This is a genomic window from Chryseobacterium sp. MHB01, from assembly GCF_034651565.1.
Classification (GTDB): Bacteria; Bacteroidota; Bacteroidia; order Flavobacteriales; family Weeksellaceae; genus Chryseobacterium; species Chryseobacterium nepalense.
The window spans coordinates 130,291-153,507 of the sequence record NZ_JAYEDA010000001.1 but is presented as its reverse complement, the minus strand read 5'-3'; the positions used below and the strand labels follow the sequence as shown (position 1 = coordinate 153,507).

The 23,217-nt window shown below is 36.7% G+C and carries 24 protein-coding genes; 6 read left to right on the top strand and 18 right to left on the bottom strand.

What is annotated here, in order from left to right; genetic code table 11:
* Positions 1–7 precede the first annotated feature (7 nt).
* The 15 genes from U9K52_RS00765 to U9K52_RS00695 all read right to left on the bottom strand — a co-directional run bounded on the left by U9K52_RS00765 (position 8) and on the right by U9K52_RS00695 (position 14,852).
* Positions 8–997: a nitronate monooxygenase gene (locus U9K52_RS00765; RefSeq protein WP_322924492.1), complete on the bottom strand. Its 990-nt coding sequence runs from the start codon at positions 995–997 to the stop codon at positions 8–10.
* A gap of 79 nt (positions 998–1,076) precedes the next feature.
* On the bottom strand, positions 1,077–2,447 hold the full coding sequence (locus tag U9K52_RS00760; RefSeq protein ID WP_263601225.1) for a peptidylprolyl isomerase: 1,371 nt from the start codon (positions 2,445–2,447) through the stop codon (positions 1,077–1,079).
* An 88-nt stretch (positions 2,448–2,535) separates the two neighbouring features.
* Positions 2,536–3,459: a PfkB family carbohydrate kinase gene (locus tag U9K52_RS00755; protein WP_248391741.1), complete on the bottom strand. Its 924-nt coding sequence runs from the start codon at positions 3,457–3,459 to the stop codon at positions 2,536–2,538.
* Between the two features lie 28 nt (positions 3,460–3,487).
* Positions 3,488–4,045, bottom strand: a complete 558-nt coding sequence (gene gldD / locus U9K52_RS00750) for a gliding motility lipoprotein GldD (RefSeq protein ID WP_263601226.1) — start codon at positions 4,043–4,045, stop codon at positions 3,488–3,490.
* Positions 4,046–4,362: 317 nt separating this feature from the next.
* Positions 4,363–5,418, bottom strand: coding sequence for a hypothetical protein (locus U9K52_RS00745; protein WP_322924487.1), 1,056 nt, complete (start codon positions 5,416–5,418; stop codon positions 4,363–4,365).
* Positions 5,419–5,457: 39 nt separating this feature from the next.
* A complete protein-coding gene (locus U9K52_RS00740; RefSeq protein WP_322924486.1) occupies positions 5,458–7,227 on the bottom strand; it encodes a long-chain fatty acid--CoA ligase in 1,770 nt (589 codons plus the stop codon).
* On the bottom strand, positions 7,224–8,237 hold the full coding sequence (locus tag U9K52_RS00735; RefSeq protein WP_322924484.1) for an NAD-dependent epimerase/dehydratase family protein: 1,014 nt from the start codon (positions 8,235–8,237) through the stop codon (positions 7,224–7,226). Before U9K52_RS00735 ends, U9K52_RS00740 begins: the two co-directional genes overlap by 4 nt.
* A 206-nt stretch (positions 8,238–8,443) precedes the next feature.
* Entirely contained in the window at positions 8,444–9,448 is a 1,005-nt protein-coding gene (locus U9K52_RS00730) for an MvdD family ATP-grasp ribosomal peptide maturase (RefSeq protein WP_248391736.1), read from the bottom strand.
* Positions 9,441–10,397, bottom strand: coding sequence for an MvdC/MvdD family ATP grasp protein (locus tag U9K52_RS00725; protein ID WP_322924482.1), 957 nt, complete (start codon positions 10,395–10,397; stop codon positions 9,441–9,443). The genes U9K52_RS00730 and U9K52_RS00725 overlap by 8 nt, the downstream gene beginning before the upstream one ends.
* 89 nt (positions 10,398–10,486) lie before the next feature.
* A complete protein-coding gene (locus U9K52_RS00720) occupies positions 10,487–10,708 on the bottom strand; it encodes a microviridin/marinostatin family tricyclic proteinase inhibitor (protein WP_263601232.1) in 222 nt (73 codons plus the stop codon).
* 40 nt (positions 10,709–10,748) lie between these two features.
* A complete protein-coding gene (locus tag U9K52_RS00715; RefSeq protein WP_263601233.1) occupies positions 10,749–10,988 on the bottom strand; it encodes a microviridin/marinostatin family tricyclic proteinase inhibitor in 240 nt (79 codons plus the stop codon).
* A 117-nt stretch (positions 10,989–11,105) separates the two neighbouring features.
* Positions 11,106–11,885, bottom strand: a complete 780-nt coding sequence (locus tag U9K52_RS00710; protein WP_322924479.1) for an alpha/beta fold hydrolase — start codon at positions 11,883–11,885, stop codon at positions 11,106–11,108.
* A gap of 12 nt (positions 11,886–11,897) precedes the next feature.
* On the bottom strand, positions 11,898–12,617 hold the full coding sequence (locus U9K52_RS00705) for a pyridoxine 5'-phosphate synthase (RefSeq protein ID WP_263601235.1): 720 nt from the start codon (positions 12,615–12,617) through the stop codon (positions 11,898–11,900).
* Positions 12,604–13,203 carry a hypothetical protein gene (locus tag U9K52_RS00700; protein ID WP_263601236.1) on the bottom strand — a complete coding sequence of 200 codons (600 nt, stop codon included), beginning with the start codon at positions 13,201–13,203 and terminating at the stop codon, positions 12,604–12,606. Before U9K52_RS00700 ends, U9K52_RS00705 begins: the two co-directional genes overlap by 14 nt.
* Positions 13,204–13,592: 389 nt before the next feature.
* A complete protein-coding gene (locus tag U9K52_RS00695) occupies positions 13,593–14,852 on the bottom strand; it encodes a mechanosensitive ion channel family protein (RefSeq protein ID WP_322924476.1) in 1,260 nt (419 codons plus the stop codon).
* A 270-nt stretch (positions 14,853–15,122) separates the two neighbouring features.
* On the opposite strand from U9K52_RS00695, the gene U9K52_RS00690 reads away from it, so the two are divergent.
* The 3 genes from U9K52_RS00690 to U9K52_RS00680 all read left to right on the top strand — a co-directional run bounded on the left by U9K52_RS00690 (position 15,123) and on the right by U9K52_RS00680 (position 17,378).
* Positions 15,123–16,304, top strand: coding sequence for a hypothetical protein (locus tag U9K52_RS00690; RefSeq protein ID WP_263601237.1), 1,182 nt, complete (start codon positions 15,123–15,125; stop codon positions 16,302–16,304).
* A gap of 77 nt (positions 16,305–16,381) precedes the next feature.
* Positions 16,382–16,873: a DUF456 domain-containing protein gene (locus tag U9K52_RS00685; RefSeq protein ID WP_322924473.1), complete on the top strand. Its 492-nt coding sequence runs from the start codon at positions 16,382–16,384 to the stop codon at positions 16,871–16,873.
* 10 nt (positions 16,874–16,883) lie between these two features.
* Positions 16,884–17,378, top strand: a complete 495-nt coding sequence (locus tag U9K52_RS00680) for a hypothetical protein (protein WP_322924470.1) — start codon at positions 16,884–16,886, stop codon at positions 17,376–17,378.
* Here U9K52_RS00680 and U9K52_RS00675 read toward each other — a convergent pair.
* Positions 17,365–18,006: a uracil-DNA glycosylase gene (locus U9K52_RS00675; RefSeq protein WP_322924469.1), complete on the bottom strand. Its 642-nt coding sequence runs from the start codon at positions 18,004–18,006 to the stop codon at positions 17,365–17,367. The two genes, U9K52_RS00680 and U9K52_RS00675, sit on opposite strands and share 14 nt — an antisense overlap.
* 497 nt (positions 18,007–18,503) lie before the next feature.
* Here U9K52_RS00675 and U9K52_RS00670 point away from each other — a divergent pair, with 497 nt between their 5' ends.
* Genes U9K52_RS00670 through U9K52_RS00660 form a run of 3 tightly spaced genes read left to right on the top strand, consistent with a single transcriptional unit; the run spans position 18,504 to position 20,916 of the window.
* Positions 18,504–19,040, top strand: a complete 537-nt coding sequence (locus U9K52_RS00670) for a YceI family protein (protein WP_322924466.1) — start codon at positions 18,504–18,506, stop codon at positions 19,038–19,040.
* A gap of 50 nt (positions 19,041–19,090) precedes the next feature.
* The gene (locus U9K52_RS00665; RefSeq protein WP_322924465.1) at positions 19,091–20,356 is read left to right on the top strand and encodes a hypothetical protein; all 1,266 of its coding nucleotides are present in this window, start codon (positions 19,091–19,093) and stop codon (positions 20,354–20,356) included.
* Positions 20,357–20,409: 53 nt separating this feature from the next.
* The gene (locus U9K52_RS00660; protein ID WP_322924464.1) at positions 20,410–20,916 is read left to right on the top strand and encodes a hypothetical protein; all 507 of its coding nucleotides are present in this window, start codon (positions 20,410–20,412) and stop codon (positions 20,914–20,916) included.
* Positions 20,917–20,979: 63 nt separating this feature from the next.
* Here the strand turns inward: U9K52_RS00660 and U9K52_RS00655 are convergent, their stop codons facing one another.
* The gene (locus tag U9K52_RS00655; RefSeq protein ID WP_248391708.1) at positions 20,980–21,507 is read right to left on the bottom strand and encodes a GNAT family N-acetyltransferase; all 528 of its coding nucleotides are present in this window, start codon (positions 21,505–21,507) and stop codon (positions 20,980–20,982) included.
* Between the two features lie 484 nt (positions 21,508–21,991).
* Positions 21,992–23,101: a hypothetical protein gene (locus U9K52_RS00650; RefSeq protein ID WP_322924462.1), complete on the bottom strand. Its 1,110-nt coding sequence runs from the start codon at positions 23,099–23,101 to the stop codon at positions 21,992–21,994.
* Between the last annotated feature and the right edge of the window lie 116 nt (positions 23,102–23,217).

The following is a 23,217-nucleotide window of genomic DNA, read 5'->3' as shown; positions in this document are numbered from 1 at the left end:
TAAACTATTACAAAACCGGGTTGCCTGTGTTCCTAAATTCTTCCAATAAATTATTGAATACTTTATCTACGGGAAGTACTTCATCAATTAAAGCGGAAACTTGCCCGATTTCCAGTTCGCCTTCCTCCATATCTCCTTCAAACATTCCTTTTTTTGCTCTTGCACGCCCCAGGGATGCGATCAGCAGATCTTTATTTCTTCCGGCAATATAAATATCTTCCAGTTCGTTGAAAAACTTATTTTTAACCATTCTTACAGGAGCCAGTTCCTTCAGCGTAAGATGTGTATCTCCTTCCTGAAGCTCAGTTATTTTTTTCTTCCAGTTATCGTGGGCACTTGCTTCAGCAGTTGCGGCAAAACGGGAGCCGATCTGTACTGCGTCTGCTCCCAGAATCATTGCTGCTTTCATCTGTGAACCTAAAGCAATACCTCCGGCCGCGATCAAAGGTTTTGAAATATGTTTTTTCACGTTTGGAATCAGGCAGAAAGTGGTGGTTTCGTCCCTTCCGTTATGACCTCCGGCTTCAAAGCCTTCTGCCACTATCGCGTCTACTCCGGCTTCTTCGCATTTGATGGCAAATTTGGTGGATGAAACTACGTGAGCTACTTTCAACCCTTCTTTCTGTAACGTTTCAGTATATGTTTTAGGATTTCCGGCTGATGTAAAAACAATCTTTATCCCTTCTTCCAGTATAATCTGTATTACCTCATCAATATTTGGATAAAGCATCGGAACATTCACCCCGAAAGGTTTATCTGTTGCCTGTTTACATTTTCTGATATTTTCACGTAATACATCGGGATACATGCTTCCTGCCCCAATAAGGCCCAAACCGCCGCAATTAGATACTGCCGAAGCAAGTCTCCATCCCGAATGCCAGATCATCCCGCCCTGAATGATCGGATACTGAATATTAAAAAGTTGGGTGATTCTATTTTGACCCTGCTGCATTTCATGAAGCTTTTTAGCCGAATTGAAATCTATAAAATTGCTCATGCTGTAAAAATAATAAAAACCAGGATTTATCGGGAATTTCGAATAAAAAAAACCTTCAGAAAATTCTGAAGGTTTTTTTTTATTTTTTGATGGCGTCTTTCTTCCAGTTTCCTTTGAAGGCGCAGTCGTTATAACGTCCGTCTATGGAAATAAATGTTGTTGGAAGTTTTGAATTAACAAACTTTTCCACCATTTCACTTCTTCTCTTGTTAAGAGCCATTTGTTTGATTCTGTCATAATCCGTTTCCAGGGTGATCTGGTGTGAAGGAATTACATCTTCAATCTTGATGATCTTTACAACTTTTCTGTCTCTTTCGTCTTTATCATCGAATGCATTGGTAATATCTCCTTTATTAAGACCAGCCAGCTCGTAACTGATGGTTCCCGGAACAGATTCTCTTTCTATTTTGCTGGAACCATCTGATCCAGGGATTACTCCGGCATTGAACTTTGTTCTTTTATCGTCTGAGAATCTGAAAGCAGCATCTTTGAAGGTAATTTTACCGCTGGAAATCAATCCTCTGATGCTGTCTAATTTCACTTTCGCTGTTTTAATTTCTTCATCCGTAGGAGTTGCCATTAAAAGAATATGTCTTGCATCATAGATCTTACCTGCTTTTCTCACCAGCTGTATGATATGATAACCGAATTCTGATTCTATCGGATCTGAAATTTCGCCTTCCTGAAGATTCAGTGCAGCTGCTTCAAAAGGTTTTACCATCTGCCCTTTAGAAATATTTTTCATAAGTCCTCCATTTGAAGCAGATCCCGGGTCTTCTGAATAGATTCTTGCCTGGCTTTCAAAGCTTTCTCCTCCTTCAATATCCTTTTTAATCTTTTTCAGTCTGTTGATGAGATCCTCCTTATGAGCTTCAGTAAGTTTAGGATACATCATAATCTGTGATAAAGAAACCTCATCTTTTATTTCCGGAAGCTGGGTTTTGTACATGTTGTAGAAGTCGGTTACCTCATTTGGAGTAACGTCTGCTTTTTCTGTAATTCTCTGGTATTTTGCCTGTGCATAATATTGATCCGTATCGATTTTCTCGATGGCATTTTTCATTTCATAGCCGTTTCTGAATTTATAAGCCGCAAGCATTGTTTTTTCATCAGGAAACTGTGACAGCAACTGTTGATATTTTCCGTTAGCCTGTTCTTTAATTGCTGCAGAACGGTTTTCGATCAGTGTATCTTTTCTTGCTTCATATACCAGAAGCTTATTATTGAGAAGGTTTTCCAAAAATTCACACTTATCAATATTGGTAGTTCCCTGCTGTTTTGCATAGTTCATCTGCTCATTTACGTCAGACTCCAGAACAATTTCATCACCGATTACAGCAGCAATACCATCCACTAAATCTCCTTGTTTCAGCTGAGCATTCAGCGAATTTGCACCAAACAAGATGATGAAAATTCCAAAAAGAAAAGTGATCTTAAGTTTATTTATCATTTTACTATTTTAAACAAGTTGCAAATTTAGAATTCTTAATGAATTACACTAAATTTTTTATTATAAATATTTCTTAAAAAAGACGTATTTATTGTAGTTCTATATCAAAAGTTGTCAATTCTTTAAACTGTCTTAATCTTTCGAACATATCCGCTTCATTTACTTCTTCAATTCTTTCCGTCCCGAATTTTTCAACGGTGAAAGATGCCATTGCAGAACCTACGATAAGTGCAGATTTCATAGTTTCAAAATCAGTTTTTTCTTTTTTAGCCAGATAAGCCGCAAAGCCTCCTGCGAAAGTATCTCCCGCTCCGGTAGGGTCAAAAACTTCTTCCAACGGTAGTGCCGGAATAGCGAATACTTTATTATCATGGAAAAGTAAAGCGCCATGTTCTCCTTTTTTAATGATGACGTATTCCGGTCCCATTTCGTGGATTTTTTTAGCTGCTTTTACGAGAGAATATTCGCCTGAAAGTTGTCTTGCTTCTTCGTCATTAATAGTAATAACATCCGTTTTAGCAATCATTTCCATTAGAATATCCCATGCGGTATCCATCCAGAAATTCATGGTATCAAGGATTACCAGTTTCGGACGTTTGTGCATTTTTTCCAATACGGAAAGCTGTACCCCCGGATGAAGATTTCCCAATAATAAAATCTCCGCATCCTGCATAGAATCCGGAATTTTAGGATCAAAATTCTCCAGAACATTCACTTCTGTTGCCAGTGTATCTCTGGTATTAAGGTCATTGTGATATTTTCCGGACCAGAAAAATGTTTTGCCATCTTTCACGATTTCAATTCCTTCTATATTTACGTTTCTGTTGGTGAACATATCCAGATGTTCCTGCGGAAAATCTCCTCCCACCACTGAAACAATTCCTGATTTTACTCCAAGTACGGATGAAGTAATTCCGATATAGGTTGCCGCACCTCCCAAAATTTTGTCTGTTTTACCAAATGGTGTTTCGATTGCATCGAATGCAACACTTCCTACAACTAAAAGTTTCATATTTTTTTCAAAGTATATTTAAAGAGTATTAATTTTTCCATTCAAATGTGTCCAGAAGATGCTTCATATCGTTTTTGATATAATCTACCGCCGGTGCCAGAGAATCCGGCTTTGGTCTTGTGTTGAAATATAAATAGGCCGTTACAAAATGTTTTGTACTGTCTGTAATGTAAAACTGAAGGTTTGAAGCACTTTGTCCCTTAAGCTCATAGAAATTTCCGTACACTTTTTTATCAGGATATTCGAATGATTTGGTATCAATGGCACTTGCTTTTATCGTATGCTCATACACCATTTTTTCAGCTTCCTGGATGTGGGCGGCAAAATCATTCTTGATCGGATAATAGGTCACGAAAATTTTCGCTTTCATTTTCGGATAATTCAGATAATACCAGCAAGGTCTTTTGGCATCTGTAATTGTTGCGAAATGGGAATATTCAAAAGTATAGGCACAGTTGTTTTCAAACTTCTGATATTTCGGCGCAGGATATTCCAGACGAAGTTCACCGTAAGGTTTCGGAACAGGATCTTTGGAACAGGACACCAATATCAGTGCGATAAAAATAAAAATGGCGTTTTTAAACATTTTGCAAAAGTACAAATTAGATTTCAGATTTCGGAAGACAAATTTCAGCATTTCAATCTGTAAGAGTGATTTTACAATTGATTTTTGAATACTTTGTACCTGTTAAAAAGTTTACTTTAATTTAAATCGCAAAATTATTCAACATTAAGATTTTCTAAGGTTTTAAAATCAAGTAGGAAATATCTTTGATATTTAAAGATATGACGCTTCTTATTGGCTTATCAACGTCAATATTTTCTTCTTTAACGTTTATTTAAAAAAGTTTATAAATAAAAAAACGAACTTCAAAAAGTCCGTTCAAATATTATCTAATTAATTTAAAATTTCATTATGTCTTTTACCACTCCGTTCTTCTGCGTATGCTGCAGCAATTCCGTTTCAATGAATAATTTTATTGTTTCTTCGGAACCGTTATTCGGAAATAGAAGGTGAACATTGGCGCCGGCGTCAAGGGTAAAGAATAAAGGCAACCCGGTTTCTTTCCGGAAATCCCATATTTTATTGATGACTTCCAGCGTTCCTGTTTTCATGAGGATAAATGCAGGATCGCTCATCATCATCATCGCGTGGAGCGTTAATGCTTCATGTTCCACGAGTTTGATGAATTGATTCAGATCCCCACTGGCAAGAATTTCCTTCATCGGACCGAAGTTTTCCCTCGCTTCCTGAAATCTTCTGTCGGCATACGGATTGGTATTCATCAGGCCGTGTCCTACCGTTGAAGAAACACTTTTCTCACCTTCATGAATCAGTAAGACCCAATCATTAAAATCTTTAAAAATCTCATGAACTTCGTCGTTGGGATATTGAACCGCAAAAAGGTCAGAACTTTCTTTCACCTGGCATTCTCCCCAAACCACCAATCCGCTATACAAACTTCTGCATGCACTTCCGCTTCCCAGCCTTGCCAGAAAAGACGCTTTTTTTAATGATTCTTCTTCCGAAGCTTTTCCAGAGAAAATTCCATCCAGATGCATCAGGCATTTTGCAACCGCACCAAAACCGGAAGCCGAACTTGCAATTCCTGAGCTGTGCGGAAATGTATTTTCTGTTCTGATAATGTATTTCCCCTTTAAAATCCAAGGAAGATATTGTTCTATATTACTGAAATATTTTTCAATTTTTGCTGCAAATTTCGGTTCTTCATTACCCGCTAAAAAAGTCTGAACGGAAAATGCTTCATTCGCTATAAATTCCAGACTGGTATTGGTTTTACAATGATTCAATGTATAGCTGATACTCGGATTTGCAGGAATCTGATTATCATATTTGCCCCAATATTTAATCAGTGCTATGTTTGACGGACAGCTTTCTGAAACCGTCTGATCTTGTATTGCAAATTCTTTTTTTCCTAAAAATTCCTGTGTTGTCATAATTCTTTTTTTGTCAATCAGCTTAGTAATCCATCTATTTTAGTACATCTGATCAATAATCTCCGCATATTTTTTAAGAACCACATTTCTCTTCACTTTCAGCGTAGGCGTGATTTCTCCGGTGTTGATTTCAAATTCTGCGGGCATTAGAGTAAACTTTTTCACTTTTTCAAAGTCGGACAAATGCTCCTGAAGTTCTTTAATTTTATTTTTATAAAAATCGTTTACCTCTTTATTTTTCACCACTTCTTCCCAATTGGTAAAAGGAATATTATTTTTGGCAAGGTACTCTTTCAGGAACTCAAAATTAGGAACAATAAGTGCAGAAGCAAACTGTCTTCCCTCCGCGATCATTACAATCTGCTGGATGAAATTATTATTGGTGAGCAAGTTTTCGATCTGCTGCGGAGCAATATATTTGCCGTTTGATGTTTTCATAAGATCCTTCAGACGGTCGGTGATGATAAGATTTCCTTTTTCATCGATCTTTCCAGCATCACCGGTCTTGAACCATCCGTCTTCAGTGAACACTTTTTGGGTATCTTCCGGGTTGTTGTAATAGCCTTTCATAATTCCGTTTCCTCTTGCCTGGATTTCATCCTGATCTCCGATACGGATTTCTACTCCGGGAAGCGGTTTTCCGCTTGTTCCGTGTTCAAAATGAGTGAAAGGGAAAAGCGTAAGAGTAGCCGTAGTTTCCGTGAGCCCGTACCCTACGGTAACATGAATTCCTACCGACTCAAAAAAACGGGTAACCTCCGGAGATAAGGAAGCTCCACCACAAGGCAGAAACCAGAGTCTTCCTCCCAGTCTGTTTTTAATTTTGCTGAAGACCAGAGCTTCAGCTATGTTTTGTTTTATTTGTAGACCTAAAGAAATGTGTTTTTCATTTCGTTTTAATTCGGCAGTCTCCCACCCTGTTTTTACAGCCCAGTCGAAGATTTTTTTCTTTAGTGACGACCCTTCTTCTGCCTTTTCCAGCACGCCTGCGTAAATTTTCTGGAAAAACCTCGGAACAGCGCACATCATAGAAGGCTTCACCTCTTCAAGCGTATTCGCAATATTTTTAGGATCTTCAAGAAAGTATACTCTTGCGCCTCCATACAGACAAAGAAGACTCCAGCTGCGTTCGAAAACGTGGCTTAGTGGTAAAAATGCAAGCGAAAGTTCCTCTTCGAAATTTTTAAATTTAAAAAACTCAAAATGAGCATCAAAAGCTTTGATGAAATTCCCGTGGGTAAGCATTACCCCTTTTGGCGTACCGGTAGTTCCTGAAGTATAAATCAGGGTTGCTACATCGTCATTTTCCTTTGGACAGAATTCTGCTTCTGCGGCTGATTTTGCAATAAAATCCTCCAGGTAGAAGCTGCTGAATTCTTTTTTGATCCAGACTGCTTTTTTGGAAACAATGATCGTTTCGAGGCTGCATTCGTTTTTTTGCACAATTTCAAGGCAGGCATCATACTGTGCCTGGTCTCCTACCAAAATGATTTTTGCCCCGGAATCTTTAATGATATATTCTGCCTGCTCTGCATTATTGGTTGAGTAAATAGGCACGGTAACTGCACCCAGAGACATCGCCGCCAGATCAAAAATCATCCATTCTGAAGAGTTATCTGAATAGATGGAAACTTTATCGTTTTCTTTTATTCCCGCTTCTTTCAGAGCATTGGCTGTTTTAAAAATAATTTCCGAGAATTTCTTCCAGCTCAGCTCCTTCCATCCTTCTTTCTTTTTTTTAAACCCGATGGCGGATTTTAAAGGATGCTTTTCTATATTTTTTTGAATGATTGCCTCCGCAAGATTCATTGTTTTGCCTTTTTATCGTTAATATAATTTTTAAGGTGAAAGTCTATGGTCTCTTCCAACGGTATAAAAGTATAATTCAGCCTTTCCTTTACTTTTTTATGAGATATGGTTTTCATTTGGGAAATTGCTTCAACATTCGATTTCGTCACCATTTTGAGTTGCGGAATGAGCCATCCGAAAAGCATATTCGCCACAATTCCCATAGTAAGCTGGAATTTTGAAAGTACTTTTGCCTCTTTCAGACCCAGTTCTTTTCTGATCTGTCTTGCCAGTTCTGCATATCTTTTATTTTCAGAAATAATGATAAACCGTTCTCCGAAAATACTCTTTTCCATGAGCTGAACTGATATTTCAGCAACATCCCTTACATCCGCATAGCTGGTTCCCCCGGAAAAAGTAAAGCTGTTTTTTTCCATGGTAGGAAATATATCACCGCTACTCTTGCCCCAATTTCCGCTTCCGATGATCATTCCCGGATTTACGATTACAACATTGAGTCCTTCCGCAGATGCTCTCCAGACCTCCATTTCGGCAAGATGTTTTGAAATGGCGTAGGCGGAATGGTCGTCTTTGGGATTAAAATCAGAATCTTCGTCAAGCTCACCGTTTTCATTGTCAATATCGAGAACAGCGACGGAACTTACGTGCAGAAATTTCTTTACCTCCGAATTTTCGCAGGCATATAAAAGGTTTTGGGTTCCTTTTACATTGGTATGATACATTTCTTTTGCATCATCCGGATTAAAACCGACTTTGGCTGCACAGTGATAGACTTCATCCACACCTTTCAGCGCATCCTGAATCGACTGAATATCATCAAAATCGACATTTACCCATTCTATCTTATTGAAAAAATCGTCGGGATTTTCCGTATAAAATGAATAGGAATGCTTTACTTCGTCTAAATTGCTTGTCGCTCTCTTCGCAGCCCGAACGTTTCTTCCTTTTTTAAGAAGCTCCAAAACGATTACCCTGCCGAGAATTCCGGTAGCACCCGTTACAAAAACCATCCGTTATTTTTACTTGGTTGACTAATTTATGCTCACATTCTCCGTATTTGCAAATTTGCGATTTTTAAAGGAGAATTCAATTTTTAATTAATAACAAATTACAATAAATTGAAATGTGCACCAAAAGATTATCTGAAGCGTCAATAAAAAAAACGGGCAGTGCCCGCTCTTCATTAAAAATTAAAAAAAATCATTTCGTTGTTATGCTATGCCAAAACTTCATTGCTTCTTCTTGGGGCTTTATCGCACAAAATATCGGCAATGCTTTTTGAGATCAGGTTTCCTTCCGTGAGGTTATCCAACCAGAAAAACTCTCCTGCCGCATTGATTTCGATAAAATAGTATTCGTCTTCCGGAGAAACAATAATGTCAATGGCGCCATAGTCTACATGATATACGTCCAGAAGCTCCAGCAGTTTTGCTTCAATATCAGAAGGCAGCTCCGTAGGAATCCATTTATCGATAAGATTGACCCCGTCTTTTCTCCAGTCGATTTTTGCGGCATCCGACTGCTGGGAATCTATTTCAAAAGCAAAAATATCTCTTCCGACAACCGTTACCCGGAGTTCTTTTTTCTTCTCGATTTTTTTCTGAAACTGCATCGGACAATATAAAAGTGTATCCAACTCCTCCAGCTTGTCTTCATTAACAACATTGGTAAACACCACACTTTCCACGCCATCTTCATAGATGGCAAAACCAGTCTGCATTTTTGCCACCACATTCTGATGCTTTATGATAAACTGTTTTGCTTCTTCGGGATTATTGGTAACGCAGGTCTCGGGAATTTTAAGTCCAATTTTATCTGCAATTTTAAGCTGTTCTTCTTTACTGTCGAGCCTTCTGTAAACACTTGGTTTTCCCAGCGAATAAACATCAACAGATTCTAAAAACCCGAACAGGGTATTTCTTATCTCTCCCATTGCCGCTCCGTAGAACTTCTCATCGATTTCCTCTCTCAGGCCCCGTCCCATGTTATAAGCACGCCTGTACCAAACTGCTGAAATATCGTCCAGACGGTATTTTTTATCAGAGGTTTCAAGAATGGTTGTCCATTTTCCATCCTGGAATATGGAAGACAATTTGTTGGTTAATGGATATTCATCTACATTAAAGCGAATTACTTCGCATTCGTTTTTATCGATATATTCGGTTACTTTTTCAATTGAAAAATTATCTCCGGTATGGGTAATTATTAAAATTTTATTCATTGGTTTTCATTCTTTTTATAAGATTATCGGCAATTCTCTGTGCAATAGGAAAATTGAGATCTTTCTGCAGCATTCCCCACTCTCCCTGCGGATTGACCTCTAGAAAATAATATTTTCCGTCTTTTCCGCGGATCATGTCTATGGCGCCGAGGTAAAGTCCCATTTCTTTCATCATTCCTGTGAGACCTGACTTTATATTTTCGGGAAGAGCATAATCTGACCAGAAGTAGTTTCCTTTTGCAATCCTCCAATCGGTATTTTCGCTGTTATTGATTTTACCGGTGAAGAATTCTCCGTCAAGATAAACAATCCTCAGCTCATATTCTTTTTCAATGTAAGGTTGAAAGATCATCGGGCAGTATTCGATATCTGCAATATTTTCAAGAGAATCTTCATCAATAATATGGGTTGAAAGAAAATTTTCTCCGCCCATTGATTTTGAAATGACTCCGTGAAGCTTGGCCACCATTTTTCCGCTGCAATAAGTATAAAAAAATGCAGTAATGGCTTCGGCATCGTTTGAAAAAAGGGTTTCAGGGACAATCAGGCCGTTCTTTTCAGCAATATTCAGCTGTAGCATTTTATTGCCGTCTATTTTGTTTTCAATATCCAGAGGATTAATCCACGGAACACGTTCCAATGCTGTGAAAAGATTGTAACGCAGGGTGGAATATTCCTGAATAAAGATCTTTTTATATTCTTCATCCAGCTCTTCGGGAGTATCAATTCTCCATGATTTCCTGTGCCAGACGCTTTTTACGTCTTCAGATTTTAATCTGTTTCCTGATTCATCGGTGAGTTCAAAAGAATTCTGGCTGATGCTGATTTTCTGAGCATGGTTAAGCTTATCAGAATTCAGCCTGAAATACGGAATATTTTTCGAGGTAAGGTATTCAAAAAAGAGATCAATATTGTAAAAATCCCGTGAATGTGTAATGCAAAGAATCATTTGCCTGTTTTTTATTAAAAAAGGAAACTTAGAGTGTAAGTTTCCTTTTGATATGATTTTGTTAATGTGTTATATATCAACAATTCCATTTATACAGTCGGAACATCATCGTCACCGTCTGATGGATATTTCATGGTCTGCAATAAATCCAGTGTTGGTTTTGTTACAGTGTCAGCAAGTTTCGATGTAGTAACACTATCTAACCTGATATCCGTAATTTCATTTCCTCCTTTGATTTTTTCAGGATCCTGAAGTTGTTTTTCAAGGAATGATGCAAAGAAAGGCTTCTTTTTTGAATTTTTGTTTTTCATAATAATTAATTTAGAGTTTTAATTTAATGGTTGTTTAGTCTTAAAGTGCGGTTGCATCTTCGTCACCGTCTGACGGATATTTCAGGGTAACATGATCGCCTCCCGGTTTTGTAACGTTATCAACAGTTACTGATGTAACACTGTCTTTCAGTGCTCCGGTTGTACTATCCTGCAATGCAGATGTAATTGTTCCTGAACCCCCTTTTACTGTTTCAGGGTCCTGAATTTGCTTTTCTAAGAATGAAGCAAAGAACGGTTTTTTTGTTTTTTTACCTTCCATGATGTTAATATTTAATGATTTAGAATTGGCTAAAAGTATTAAAAAAAAATCACCCAAAGAAGAATAAAATATTTTTTAAGAAAATTTTAACAATTAATAATTAATAACGAAATTATTTTAATTAATATGTAAAAATTCCTTAACAACATTAGCAAAATCAACAGGATTTTCTGCCTGAACCCAATGTCCTGCATTTTTTATGGTTACAAAATCCGCTTTCGGAAACTGCTGCCTGATCGCAAAGTGGTCCTGAGGAAGAATATAATTTGATTTAGCTCCGGCAATGAATAAAGCCGGCCCGTCAAAAACACCGAATTTAATGGCATTGGATACAAATTCATTATATTTTTCGGATAAAGTTTTGAGGTTAAATCTCCAGTTCAGCTTTTTATGATCGTCCCAGTACAAATTTTTTGTCAGGAACTGAATGGTAGATTTTTCAGGAATATATTGACTGAGCACTGCTTCTACGTCATTTCTTGAGGAAACCGTATTAAAATCAACCGTTTCCAATGCTTTAATAATTCCCTGATGGTGTGGCGGATATGCTTTTGGTGAGATATCAACTACAATGAGGCTTTCCACTTTTTCCGGGAATTTTATCGCAAACTGCATTACTGCTTTTCCACCCAGCGAATGTCCCAGAATATGGGCTTTAGCAATTCCATAATATTCCATATATCTTAGAATATCTTCTGCCAGATCATCATGAGACATATTTTCCGAATGGAAGCTTCTTCCGTGATTACGAAGATCAATAAGATGTACCGGAAGGAATTCTCCCATATCTTTGCCGAAAGAACCCCAGTTATCAAGCATTCCGAACAAACCGTGAAATACTAAAAGCGGTGTTTTCGAAAGGTTTTCACCGAATATTTTTGAATTTAAAATTTCCATATTTTTGTTATTCTACCATTTTGCAAGTCTTTTCAGATAAGCCTGAACCGTATTTTCCAATCCCATGTACAACGCTTCAGAAATTAAAGCATGACCGATAGAAACTTCCAGTAAATTAGGAATATTATCTGCAAAATATTTTAGATTATCAAGGCTCAAATCATGTCCTGCATTCACTCCAAGTCCGAAATCTGCGGCTACCACTGCCGTATCGTAATAGGGCTTTATAGCCAGTTCTTTATTAGCGGTATAATTTTTCGCATATGCTTCTGTGTACAACTCGATTCTGTCTGTTCCGGTTTTTGCGGCATATTCTACCAGCTCCGGATTAGGATCTAAAAAAATTGAAGTACGAATTCCGGCATTCTTGAACTCCGCAATAATCTCCGTAAGAAAATCAAGATGCCTTTTGGTATCCCATCCTGCATTTGACGTAATAGCATCATCAGCATCAGGAACCAGAGTTACCTGTTCCGGTTTTACTTCTAAGACCATATCGATAAAAGGTCTGTGCGGATTTCCTTCGATATTGAATTCCGTTGTTACAAGCGGTTTAAGATCATAAACATCTTTTCTGGTAATATGTCTTTCGTCCGGTCTCGGATGAATGGTAATTCCCTGCCCTCCATATTCCTGAATCTTTACTGCAGCTTCTGTTACACTGGGCGTTTCACCACCTCTGGCATTTCTTATGGTTGCAATCTTATTAATGTTTACACTAAGTTTTGTCATTTCTACTGATAAGTTTTTGAAATATTGTCCTGATGGATAAGGCATTAAGCGGAAATTCAGCAAGTACATGCAGCATACTGAGAACAAATAATACCGTCAGACCCATTTGATAATTATACAGATACAAAGCTATTGATAAAATCCAAATTGCAGAAACGAAAAGTGTATTTTTTAGTCTTAAAGATCTTGCCCATCCAATTACTGAAGTCTTCACAAACCAGTTCAGATAATGATAAGTGTAAGCAAAAGCAATAAAAATCTGCACTTTTAAAACTCCGGAAACAACCGATATATTTTTCCCTGTTAAAAAGGCCAGCTGTTGATTAATAATTTTAAAACCTGTAGAATTAAATACCTTTTCAGAGCTTTCCCTGGAAAAAACGAAATTTTCCAGTGGTAAAAAAGCAATCATAAATGGTATTGCCAATAGCAATATGATCGTAAAAAGTGCAGTAATATGTGATGATCTTAAATAACCTGAAATCATGAAAAGTGCCGTAAATACATAAACATGGATCAGCGTTGGTAGAAATAGCCCCAGCATAATAATCAGACTGGGCCTGAAAAAAGAGAACAGTATCATCATTAATAATAAAAACACTGCTAAAAACTTAGCATAATTTGTTTCAGATATCAAAATCAGGTAGACTGAAAAAATAAAAAACAGACCGACAATACTTCCGTATATAATATTTGCCCTAAATAAAGCGACATTTAAATATATCATAAAAAGCAAGCCTACAACACATAGTGCAAAAAATAAAAACTTTCCTGCATGCAGCTTATTCACAAAAAAATTTTTTCTTTTCAGCCAGTGCAACTCGGTAAGATAATGCAGCGGCCCCAATACTGCGTATGAGAACAGAAAAACATCAAAAGGTAATATACATGCCAGTAAAAATGAAAATACCAGCATGAGAACGTTAAAAAATTCTATTCTATTATTGATCGCCGAATACACAGTCTTTATCAGAATTAAACTTTTACCTGCATTACCTCCAGATCAAATTCTTTTGAAGCAACCAATAAATGATCGAAGATGTCCGACTGTATTTCCTCAAACCGCACCCACTCGGTATCGTTGGTAAACGCATAAATTTCAAGAGGAAGCCCCTGCGGTGTGCTGTTCAGCTGACGGACCATGATAGGACCCTCTTTATCGAGCTCCGGAATACGTTCTATATATTTTTGGGCATAATACCTGAAAACACCAATATTGGTAAGCTGCCTGCCGTTCACGATCTCTTCTTTATGCGCCATGTTTTCTTTTTCTTTTTTCAGCTCAATTGATCTCTGCTCGAGATAATCAGAAATAAGATTAATGCTTTTCAGACGCTCAATATCTTCTTCCGAAAGGAATTTAAATGAATTGATGTTGAAAAAAATAGATTTCTTGATTCTTCGGGCATTGGTCTCGGAAATCACCTGCATGTTTTTGATTTCTGTAGTGAGAAGATCATACGTAGGAATTGTGGAAAAGGTCCTGTCGAAATTATTGATTTTTGTTGTGAGAAGGTTGATTTCAGCAATATTTCCTTCAATATTATACTTCGGAATACTTACCCAGTCTCCCACTTTGAGGTTTTTAGAAGTTGCCACGTGAAGTCCGGTAACAAATCCCAGAATCGTATCACGGAATACAAGAACAAGAACAGCCGTAATTGCTCCCAGACTGCCGACAATAGTTGTTCCTTTAATCCCGAAAATTACGCAGATCCCAACAACCGAGAAGAGAAAGATTCCCAAAATTTTCACCGTCTCCGAAATAGCATTCAGGGCCATGATTTTGTAAAAATCCTGTTTAATGACGAAATAGTTTCTGAAAGCAGTCAGCCCCCGATACAGCATTCCGGCAAAGATCATCACAAGTCCTAAATTAACACATCTTATAATAAATGTGGTTGTTTTGGTTAAAGCACCTGCAAATATAGATTCATGAATACTTCCTATAATTAAAAGCGCAATTAAATGAGCAATTGAATTGGTAATTCTTGATTCATAAATTGAATTTACGGCAGGATATTTTTCTTTATTTCTGAAGATACTGAAAACGCTGTTGATTATAAGCTTAAAAATAAAGTCAATAACCAGAAAAATCGCGATCAATAAAAGAATCTTTACAATAATATGAAATACGAATTCCAGACCGGACGGTGCAATGCGGCTGATGTATCGGTAAAGAGGCTCACTTAATCCCTGTATGAGATCCTTTGTTTCTTCTAATTGGTCGTTCATTACAGCAAATTTAGGAAATAAGTAATTTTTATACAGAATATCTTTCAGCAATTTTTATCCCAAAACTAATTAAGCTATTTTTTTAATAGAATTTTTCAGAATTTTTAAAACGATTCAATTCATTCACAAGCACGATTAACAAATAAAACTTTCATAACAATAAATAATATTACCACAATTTATTTAAAAAAAAACAACATTTTTATGAATTTATATTTATAATTATTTAAATTTGATATAAACTAAATAAAATCAAAAAACCATATACATATGAGAAAACACTACTTTTTTATTTTATTGTGTGTATTCACACTTTTAACGAACTGCTCCGGAGGAGACGATGCACCGGTAATTACGGAAAATACGAATACGGCCGTTAAAACCGGGAAGCTTACCGGGAAGGTAATGTCAAAAAACGGAACCAAACCTATTGGAGGAGCTTCTGTTTTTACCTTTGACGACAAGTATAAAATCTATTACACGACTTCTGATTCAGAAGGTAATTTCCTACTTGATGCTCCGGCCGGAAACCGCACAATCTACATCCAGACCGGTAACGGGACCAATTTCCGTACAGAAATTTCCGCAGTAGTTAAAGACAATGAAACAACTGCTCTTGATGCAAATCAGACAAAACTTAACCAAATTGCAAAAATCGCTTATGTAAAAGGAACTTATGATAAGATAGAGGATATTATCCAGATTCTAGGTTATACTGCAACCGAAATCACGAATAATGACCTGGCGAATATGACTACAATTTCGCAGTATGATATTATATTCCTCAATTGCGGCTCCAGAAGCAGCACGACAAATCCCGCACTTTACACAGCGATTGATGCCAACTTAGCCATTTTTGTGGCCAACGGAGGAAGTATCTATGCCTCAGACTGGGATGTTGCCTATTTAGTAGGCGGAACCACCAACACCAATAACTGTGGATTGCCGGGAGGATTTGTACCTGATTCAAAATTATGCTCCAAGAATATCGGAAGCTCCGGAAATATCGGTGCTACGGTAAATAATGCCGGACTAACATCTGCTTTAGGTTTCAATACGCTTAATCTAGATTATGATCTAGGAGCATGGCAAAAAATAATCAACTATGATCCTGCTTACTGGGAAGTACTGGTGAAGGAAACTTCATCAAATGATGCGTTGATGATCAGAACCAACCATTTTGCAGCAACAGGTATTCCGGTTACTCCAATAGGAAATGCTGCAAACACAACTTTTGTAACAGTTTGTGTTACCCTTCCGGGAAATATCCAGATCAGTCTTTCTGTTCCTCAGGCAGCCGTTCCTTTCCTTGTTGCATTAGGCGCAACAGTGGGACCTTGCTCAGGAGCTTCCAACAGCGGCTATATTTATTACACCACTTTCCACAACCATGCTTCCGGAAATATTGGTAATGCAGGTGTTATTCTACAATATGTAATTTTAAACCTTTAATAAAAACTTCACCTTAAACATGGAAGTGGCTTTTTTGAAGCCACTTTTTTTTATATCTTTTCATTAAATTAAAAAAAATGGATACAGCCTTAATTGATATTCTCTGCCTTATTCTTCTGTTTTTAGGAATTTTAGGAACTTTTTTACCAGTTTTACCGGGTCTGCTGTTGAGCATCTGCGGACTTCTGATCTATAAATTCGGAACCGATTCGGATCTCAGCATGATATATATCTGGGCATTTATAATCCTTACCATTGCTTCAGTGGTACTTAACTATGTCATTCCGGCAAAGACCAATCAGAAATACGGCGGAACACGCTGGGGAAGTATTGGTTCGGTAATCGGCACCATCGTAGGGATATTTTTACCCATTCCTTTGGGATTTTTAGTAGGGATGTTTGCAGGTGTTTTCATAGGAGAACTTCTTCATGACAGTAAAGATATTACAAAAGCTTTAAAATCAACCAAAGGAGCTTTTATAGGGTTTATTTACGGCACCGGATTCAGCTTCGTGGTGGGTGTGGCAATGTTTTTGGTGGTAGTATTAAATATGCTTTCCATTATTTAAAATAAGAAAAATGTTGTATAAAGCCATTATATTAAGCACAGGACTATTATTAGTTAACTGCAAAACACAAAAAGGAACACAGGTTCCGCAAAAAGATCAAGTGGAAAATTCCGGAAATCTCACAAAAAACAGCAATGAAGGATCCGTCATCTACTTCAATGAAGGAGAAAACAGATTTCTTGATGAATATCAGATGAATGTAACATTCAAAGGTATTTCTGAAGACAGCCGCTGCCCGAAAGATGTTAACTGCATTTGGGCCGGCGTTGCCGTAGCCGAAGTAGAGGTAATGGGAACTGCAACAAGACCTATGACTTTATCCCTTGCAAGCCTGGATAATAAAGGAAGAAATTATCATCAATCCGCAGATTTCAACGGATATACCATCACGCTAACAGAAGTAAATCCGTATCCCGGATCAGCAGAAGGCACAAAAAACCTTAAAGGAAAATATAAAATCGGTATTATGATCAAAAAATCCGATAACACCGCTACCATGAAATAGGCTTCTTTCCCTTAGAACTCAGATATTCATTAATTTTAGAAAAAGGTTTGCTTCCGAAAAATCCTCTGTGAACAGAAAATGGCGACGGGTGTGCAGACTTTAATATAAAATGTTTGGCCGGATCAATAAGTTCGGCTTTTTTCTGTGCAAAAGCACCCCATAAGACAAAAACTACATTTTGTTTCTTATCTGAAATTTCTTTGATAATAAAATCCGTAAACTTTTCCCAGCCGAGATCCTTATGAGAGTTCGGAGCATGAGCACGTACAGTTAACGTTGCATTTAACAGCAAAACACCCTGTTTTCCCCAGTCATCCAATTCTTTTGAAGTTCTTTCCACACCGATATCATTTTTAAGCTCTATAAAAATATTCTTCAGGGAGGGTGGCGCGGCAACCTGCTCGGAAACTGAAAAACAAAGACCATTCGCCTGATAATCATTATGATATGGATCCTGCCCAATAATTACAACCTCAACTTCATCGAAAGGGGTAATTTCCAACGCCCTGAAAATCTGTCTTTTAGGTGGGAAAACTTTTGTTGTTGCATATTCCTGCTTTACTTTCTCCCAAAGATTGGTAAAATATTCGGTTTTTTTTATCGGGGCTAATATTTCTGTCCAGGTCATATTGTAATAATTTATCAGATGTTTTTATTGATAGGCTTAAACCTCAACTGCTCTGTAAGATCAAAAGTATTGCCATGAATTTAAATTTATAAAAAGTATCATGGAACCTTTTTCTCGATCAGCGATTATAATTGTCAAATATAAAAATATATCAGGATATCCAAAAATGAGCTCTGGGCAGCATTTATAAAGTAATCATTCATTGTCATATCAACAAGATAATTCCAGTGACTTTCATCAGTATTTATGCTGTAAAAATTTATATGATTTATTTTTTTTGATACGTTTAAGCAAATAATCGGCTGAAAAATCACAATTACCGTTCAGTCTTTAACAAATTTTAACTTACAGATTAATTTTGTTAGAAATTAAACAATTACAATCACAGTAAAGATTTATATCATATTCAAAAATTATCATAAAATTAACATAAATTCTACCTTTATATCACAAAACAAAAGAATATTACATAACATAATTAATAAATATTTGTCGATATGAAAACTTTAAGAATTTTCTTGAATGCTACAGCGCTATGCGGAACATTATTTTTTTATCAAAATGCAGAAGCTCAAAAAATAAATCAGAAGACAACAGTAATTGCCGTTAACGGAACTTCTCCTTTACACGACTGGGAAATGAATTCTTCAGCAGCTTACTTTACAGGAACCGTAAATGGAAACAGCATATCCAACGCCACTTTTACCTTGCCGGTAAAAAACCTGAAAAGCAAAAAAGGAAGCACCATGGATAATAAAGCTTATGAAGCATTGAAATCTTCACAATATCCCACCATCAGCTTTACAGCAGCTTCTATCAATTTCGGTAAAAGCAATGTAAGCGGAAAACTGACGATCGCAGGAGTTTCCAGAAATGTTTCTTTTCCCGTAAGCGTTGCTAAAAATGAAAACACTTACACCATTTATGGAACCGAAACCGTAAAACTTTCAGATTTCGGAATGAGCAGACCCGGATTCATGGGTATAAAAACAGGAGATGAAGTTACCATCAAAGTGAGCATTACAGCACAGTAAGAAATCAGCATTAAAACCATGATTAATCAATATTAAAAAAATAAAACGTTATGAAAACCATAAAAACAGCACTCTTAGGAACTATTTTACTTGCTAATGCCGCACATGCTCAACAGTTTCCTTTAGATAATCTTAAACCAAGAGACCAGAGAGGGATCAATATTTTTGAAAATCCTAAAGATTCTGTAACAACCTTTGAGAAACTTAAAGTAAGAATCGGCGGAGCGTTCGCCTTACAATTCCAAGGTCTGAAACATGAAAGCGGAGCAGATCAATCCGTTCCGGCAACCCAACTGTACGACATCGGAAATAATTTTAACCTTGCTACAGCCAACCTTGATATTGATGTGGCTTTATATGACGGTATCAATTTACATTTAAGAACATTTTTAAGTTCCCGCCACCACAACGAAACCTATGTAAAAGGAGGCTACATTCAGATTGACAAGCTTGATTTTATCAAAAAAGATTTTTTGAGTGACTTTATGAAATATTCAACCATAAAATTCGGTCATGATGAAATTAATTACGGGGATGTGCACTTCAGAAGAAGCGATAATGCCTACACCACCCAAAACCCGTTTGTGGGAAATTACCTGATGGACGCCTATGCAACAATGGTTTTTGCTGAATATTACTACCGCAGAGACGGATTCATCGGAATGGGAGGTATTACCAACGGAAGACTCAACCAGAATGCCAACGGAGGAACAAGCCCTTCTTTATATGCTAAAATAGGCTACGACAAACAGCTGAACAGCGATCTGAGAGTACGTCTTACAGGATCCGTTTACAACACCGCCAATACCCAAAGGCTGGATTTCTATGATGGAGACAGAGCGGGATCAAGATACTATTATGTGATGGAAAATGCCGCGGCCACCTCATCTGCCAATTTCAGATCAGGACAGGTAGTACCGGATTTTAAAAACAAAGTGACTTCCATTATGATCAACCCGTTTGTAAGATATAAAGGCCTGGAATTCTTCGGAACTTTTGAAAACGCTTCAGGCAGAAATACAACAGAAATCGACCGCAGAACATGGAACCAGTATGCCGCGGAACTTATTTACCGATTCGGAAATAATGATAACCTGTACTTCGGGGGAAGATACAACCTGGTAAAAGGTGAACTGGCGACAGGAAACAAGATAGATGTAACCCGTTACAACATCGGCGGAGGCTGGTTTATGACCAAAAACATCCTTACCAAAGTTGAATATGTCAATCAGAAATACGACGGCTATCCAACATCAAGCATCCTGTATGACGGCAAATTCAACGGATTTGTTCTGGAAGCTGCCATTTCTTTCTAAATGCCAATCACAGAAAAAGCTATCCCAAGTTTTTTCAAAACACTACCTGAATTATGAAACCTTTTTTAGCAGCAATTCCGTTTATAGTCGGAATATTTATGAATGCCCAGGAAAACTACATTCAGATCAACGGAAGCACTAATATTAATACTTTCAAATGCACCAACACTACATTCAGAACGCCCGGGGGCAATTTCATGATTAGTGAAAAAAATCTTCCAAACATTGCACTGAAAGTAGACGATTTCGATTGCCATAACAAAATTATGACTTCTGATTTTCAGAAAACTCTTTTAGCGGAAGATCATCCATACCTTCATATAAAGTTTATTTCTTTAGACAGGAATAAAGCAGTATACAATGCACAGATAGAAGTAAAGATGATAAACAGAAGTAAAATATACAATATCACATTGTGCCACGAAAACGGAAAACTTACCGGCAGAAAAAGTGTTAAATTCAGCGATTTTGACATATCACCTCCAAAAAGAATGGGTGGGATGATTGTAGTAAAAGATGATCTTAATCTTGTTTTTGCCCTTGCTGCCAACACACAATAAACAATACCATTTATTTTAGATTACAAGAAATGTTTAGAGATTGATAAAGTCTGCAGTATTCAGTTACTGCAGGCTTTTGGAATTGTAACCATCATTTTTCAGACTAAAAACCAGATTATCGGGAAACCCCTCATCTATTCTTTCCTCTTCCAATACAAAATTATGTTTTAAAAGAAGTTTTTTTGAATTATCATTATAACGGTGAGTCATTGCCACAATTTCTTTCAAAAACAAATTGTTAAAAGCGAAATTTATAACAGCTTTTAATGCCTCCGACATGATTCCTTTGTTGTGAAAATCAGGCAATAATTCATACCCCACTTCTGCAACCGTCCGGTCTTCAGAAAAATTCCAGAGACAGATTGTCCCTATAAGATTTAGTTGATCTTTTAAAGAAATCCCCCAGTAAAATGTCTGATTACTTTTAGTTCTTTCTTTAATCGTGAGAATAAACTGCAGCGCATCGTAATTATTTTTCGGAGAGACTCTCTGTACATATTGATTGATAATTTCGTTGCTGCGAATTTTCAGAATATCATTGACATAGCTTTCGTTGATTTCTTTCAACAATAATCGTTCTGTTTCAATCATACTTGTTATAATTTGTCATTTGATGATTTATCTTCTATAGAATGATCTCTTCAAATCATAAAGTTCTTTCAGAAATAAATTTTCATCCACTTTCCAGTCGATACCTGAAGTATCGTTAAGTGAAATTCGCTATTATTTTCTGTTTATAATTTTCTAATTCATAAAGATTTAATTCAATCACAAATATATAAGAATTACCGAAACCAATACACTGAATAGATTTATGTTCTAATTTTTTAAAAAAATTTTAAAATTAGAATCTTTATCTTAAAATATAAATCTATAGTCAGTTTAAAAAAAGAATTCAGACATAGGTAGAGTATTATAAAAACGAAGAATGAAATTAAATTTAAACAAAAATGAGTCCGATCTTGTATCTATCGGACTCAATAACCATCAAAATTAAAGGTAAGCTTGTCTAAACTTTTAGGCGCACTCTATAAAAATAGCTTCTCTTATTACCTAGACTTACACTGTCTTTTAATTAGGGGCAGTTAGCAGGCTTAGGATCAACTGTAAATGTAGAAGCTGATGAGGTACACCCATTAACTGTGGCTGTTATGGTATAGGTTCCCGTAGGCGCTCCTATCCATTTATTATTATTAGCATATCCTATTATTGGCTGATTAGGAGTTATGGTATATTTTGCGTTTGAGTCAAAATTGCTGATTTCATATGCACCATATCCTTGAGAGGCCGGATCACAGGTTGGCTGTTTTAATAAAGTCATAACTGGAGCAGGCGGAGGAGTTGGCTGTGGATTAACGGTAAAAGACGTTGATGCCGAGGAAGTGCAACCATTTACCGTTGCCGTTACAGTATACGCTCCTTCAGGAACTACCAACATTCCTGGTCCAAGAGGTGATGTTTGATTTGGACTGAATTGAGGTCCCGAAGGTGTAAAAGTATAACTAGCGTTTGAATTGTAATTGCTTATTTGATAAATGCCATATTTTGAACTACAGGTAGATTGTGAGTGAAATTTAATTGCAGGCGTTGGTGTAGGTGTTCCTGTAATAGTAAAAGATGCTTTGAAATTGCTTCCGGTATTATCCAGTTTCCGGGTTAAATCACAAGCAGTTGTTGAAGTTTCACTTCCAGTGTATTCAAGAAATAATTCAAGAGTATAATCTCCGGGGCATTGTTTGGTTAGATCAATGTTGTAATCTAATTTGTTCCATTTTTGGTCATGACCGGAACAAGCTCCTCCTGTGGGAAATGAACTTCCTGAGCAAGCTTCTTTAAAAGGCAAAGCTTCTTGTAAAAAAGCACCTGGAGTATCTCCGGTTTTATAAATCCTGTAATTAATGGTACCTCCACAGAAATTAGTTCCTGCCTGTTCGTAGTTTTGAAGCTCTAAACCGATAATTTTTAAGGTTTGACTATTTGCAGCAAAGCTTCCTAAATTAGCTCCATTAAACTGAGTTGTAGAAATTGCAGTGCCTTCGTAAGAGTACCATTTATTAGTACCGCTTGCATTAAACTGAATAGCTGCTTCAAATATTCCAATTTTTTGAGCACTGGTAGTTATTGAAAAACTACAAAAAACTACTGCTACGAGTAATTTTTTTACTAATGTAAATTTTTTTATCATTTGTGAATTTAATTTCATTGCAAATATAATAACACTTAAATAATTCTTGAATATTCGTTTTTAAACATATTCCTATAATATTCATAATTAAAATTGTTTCAAAGATGTTATTTCAA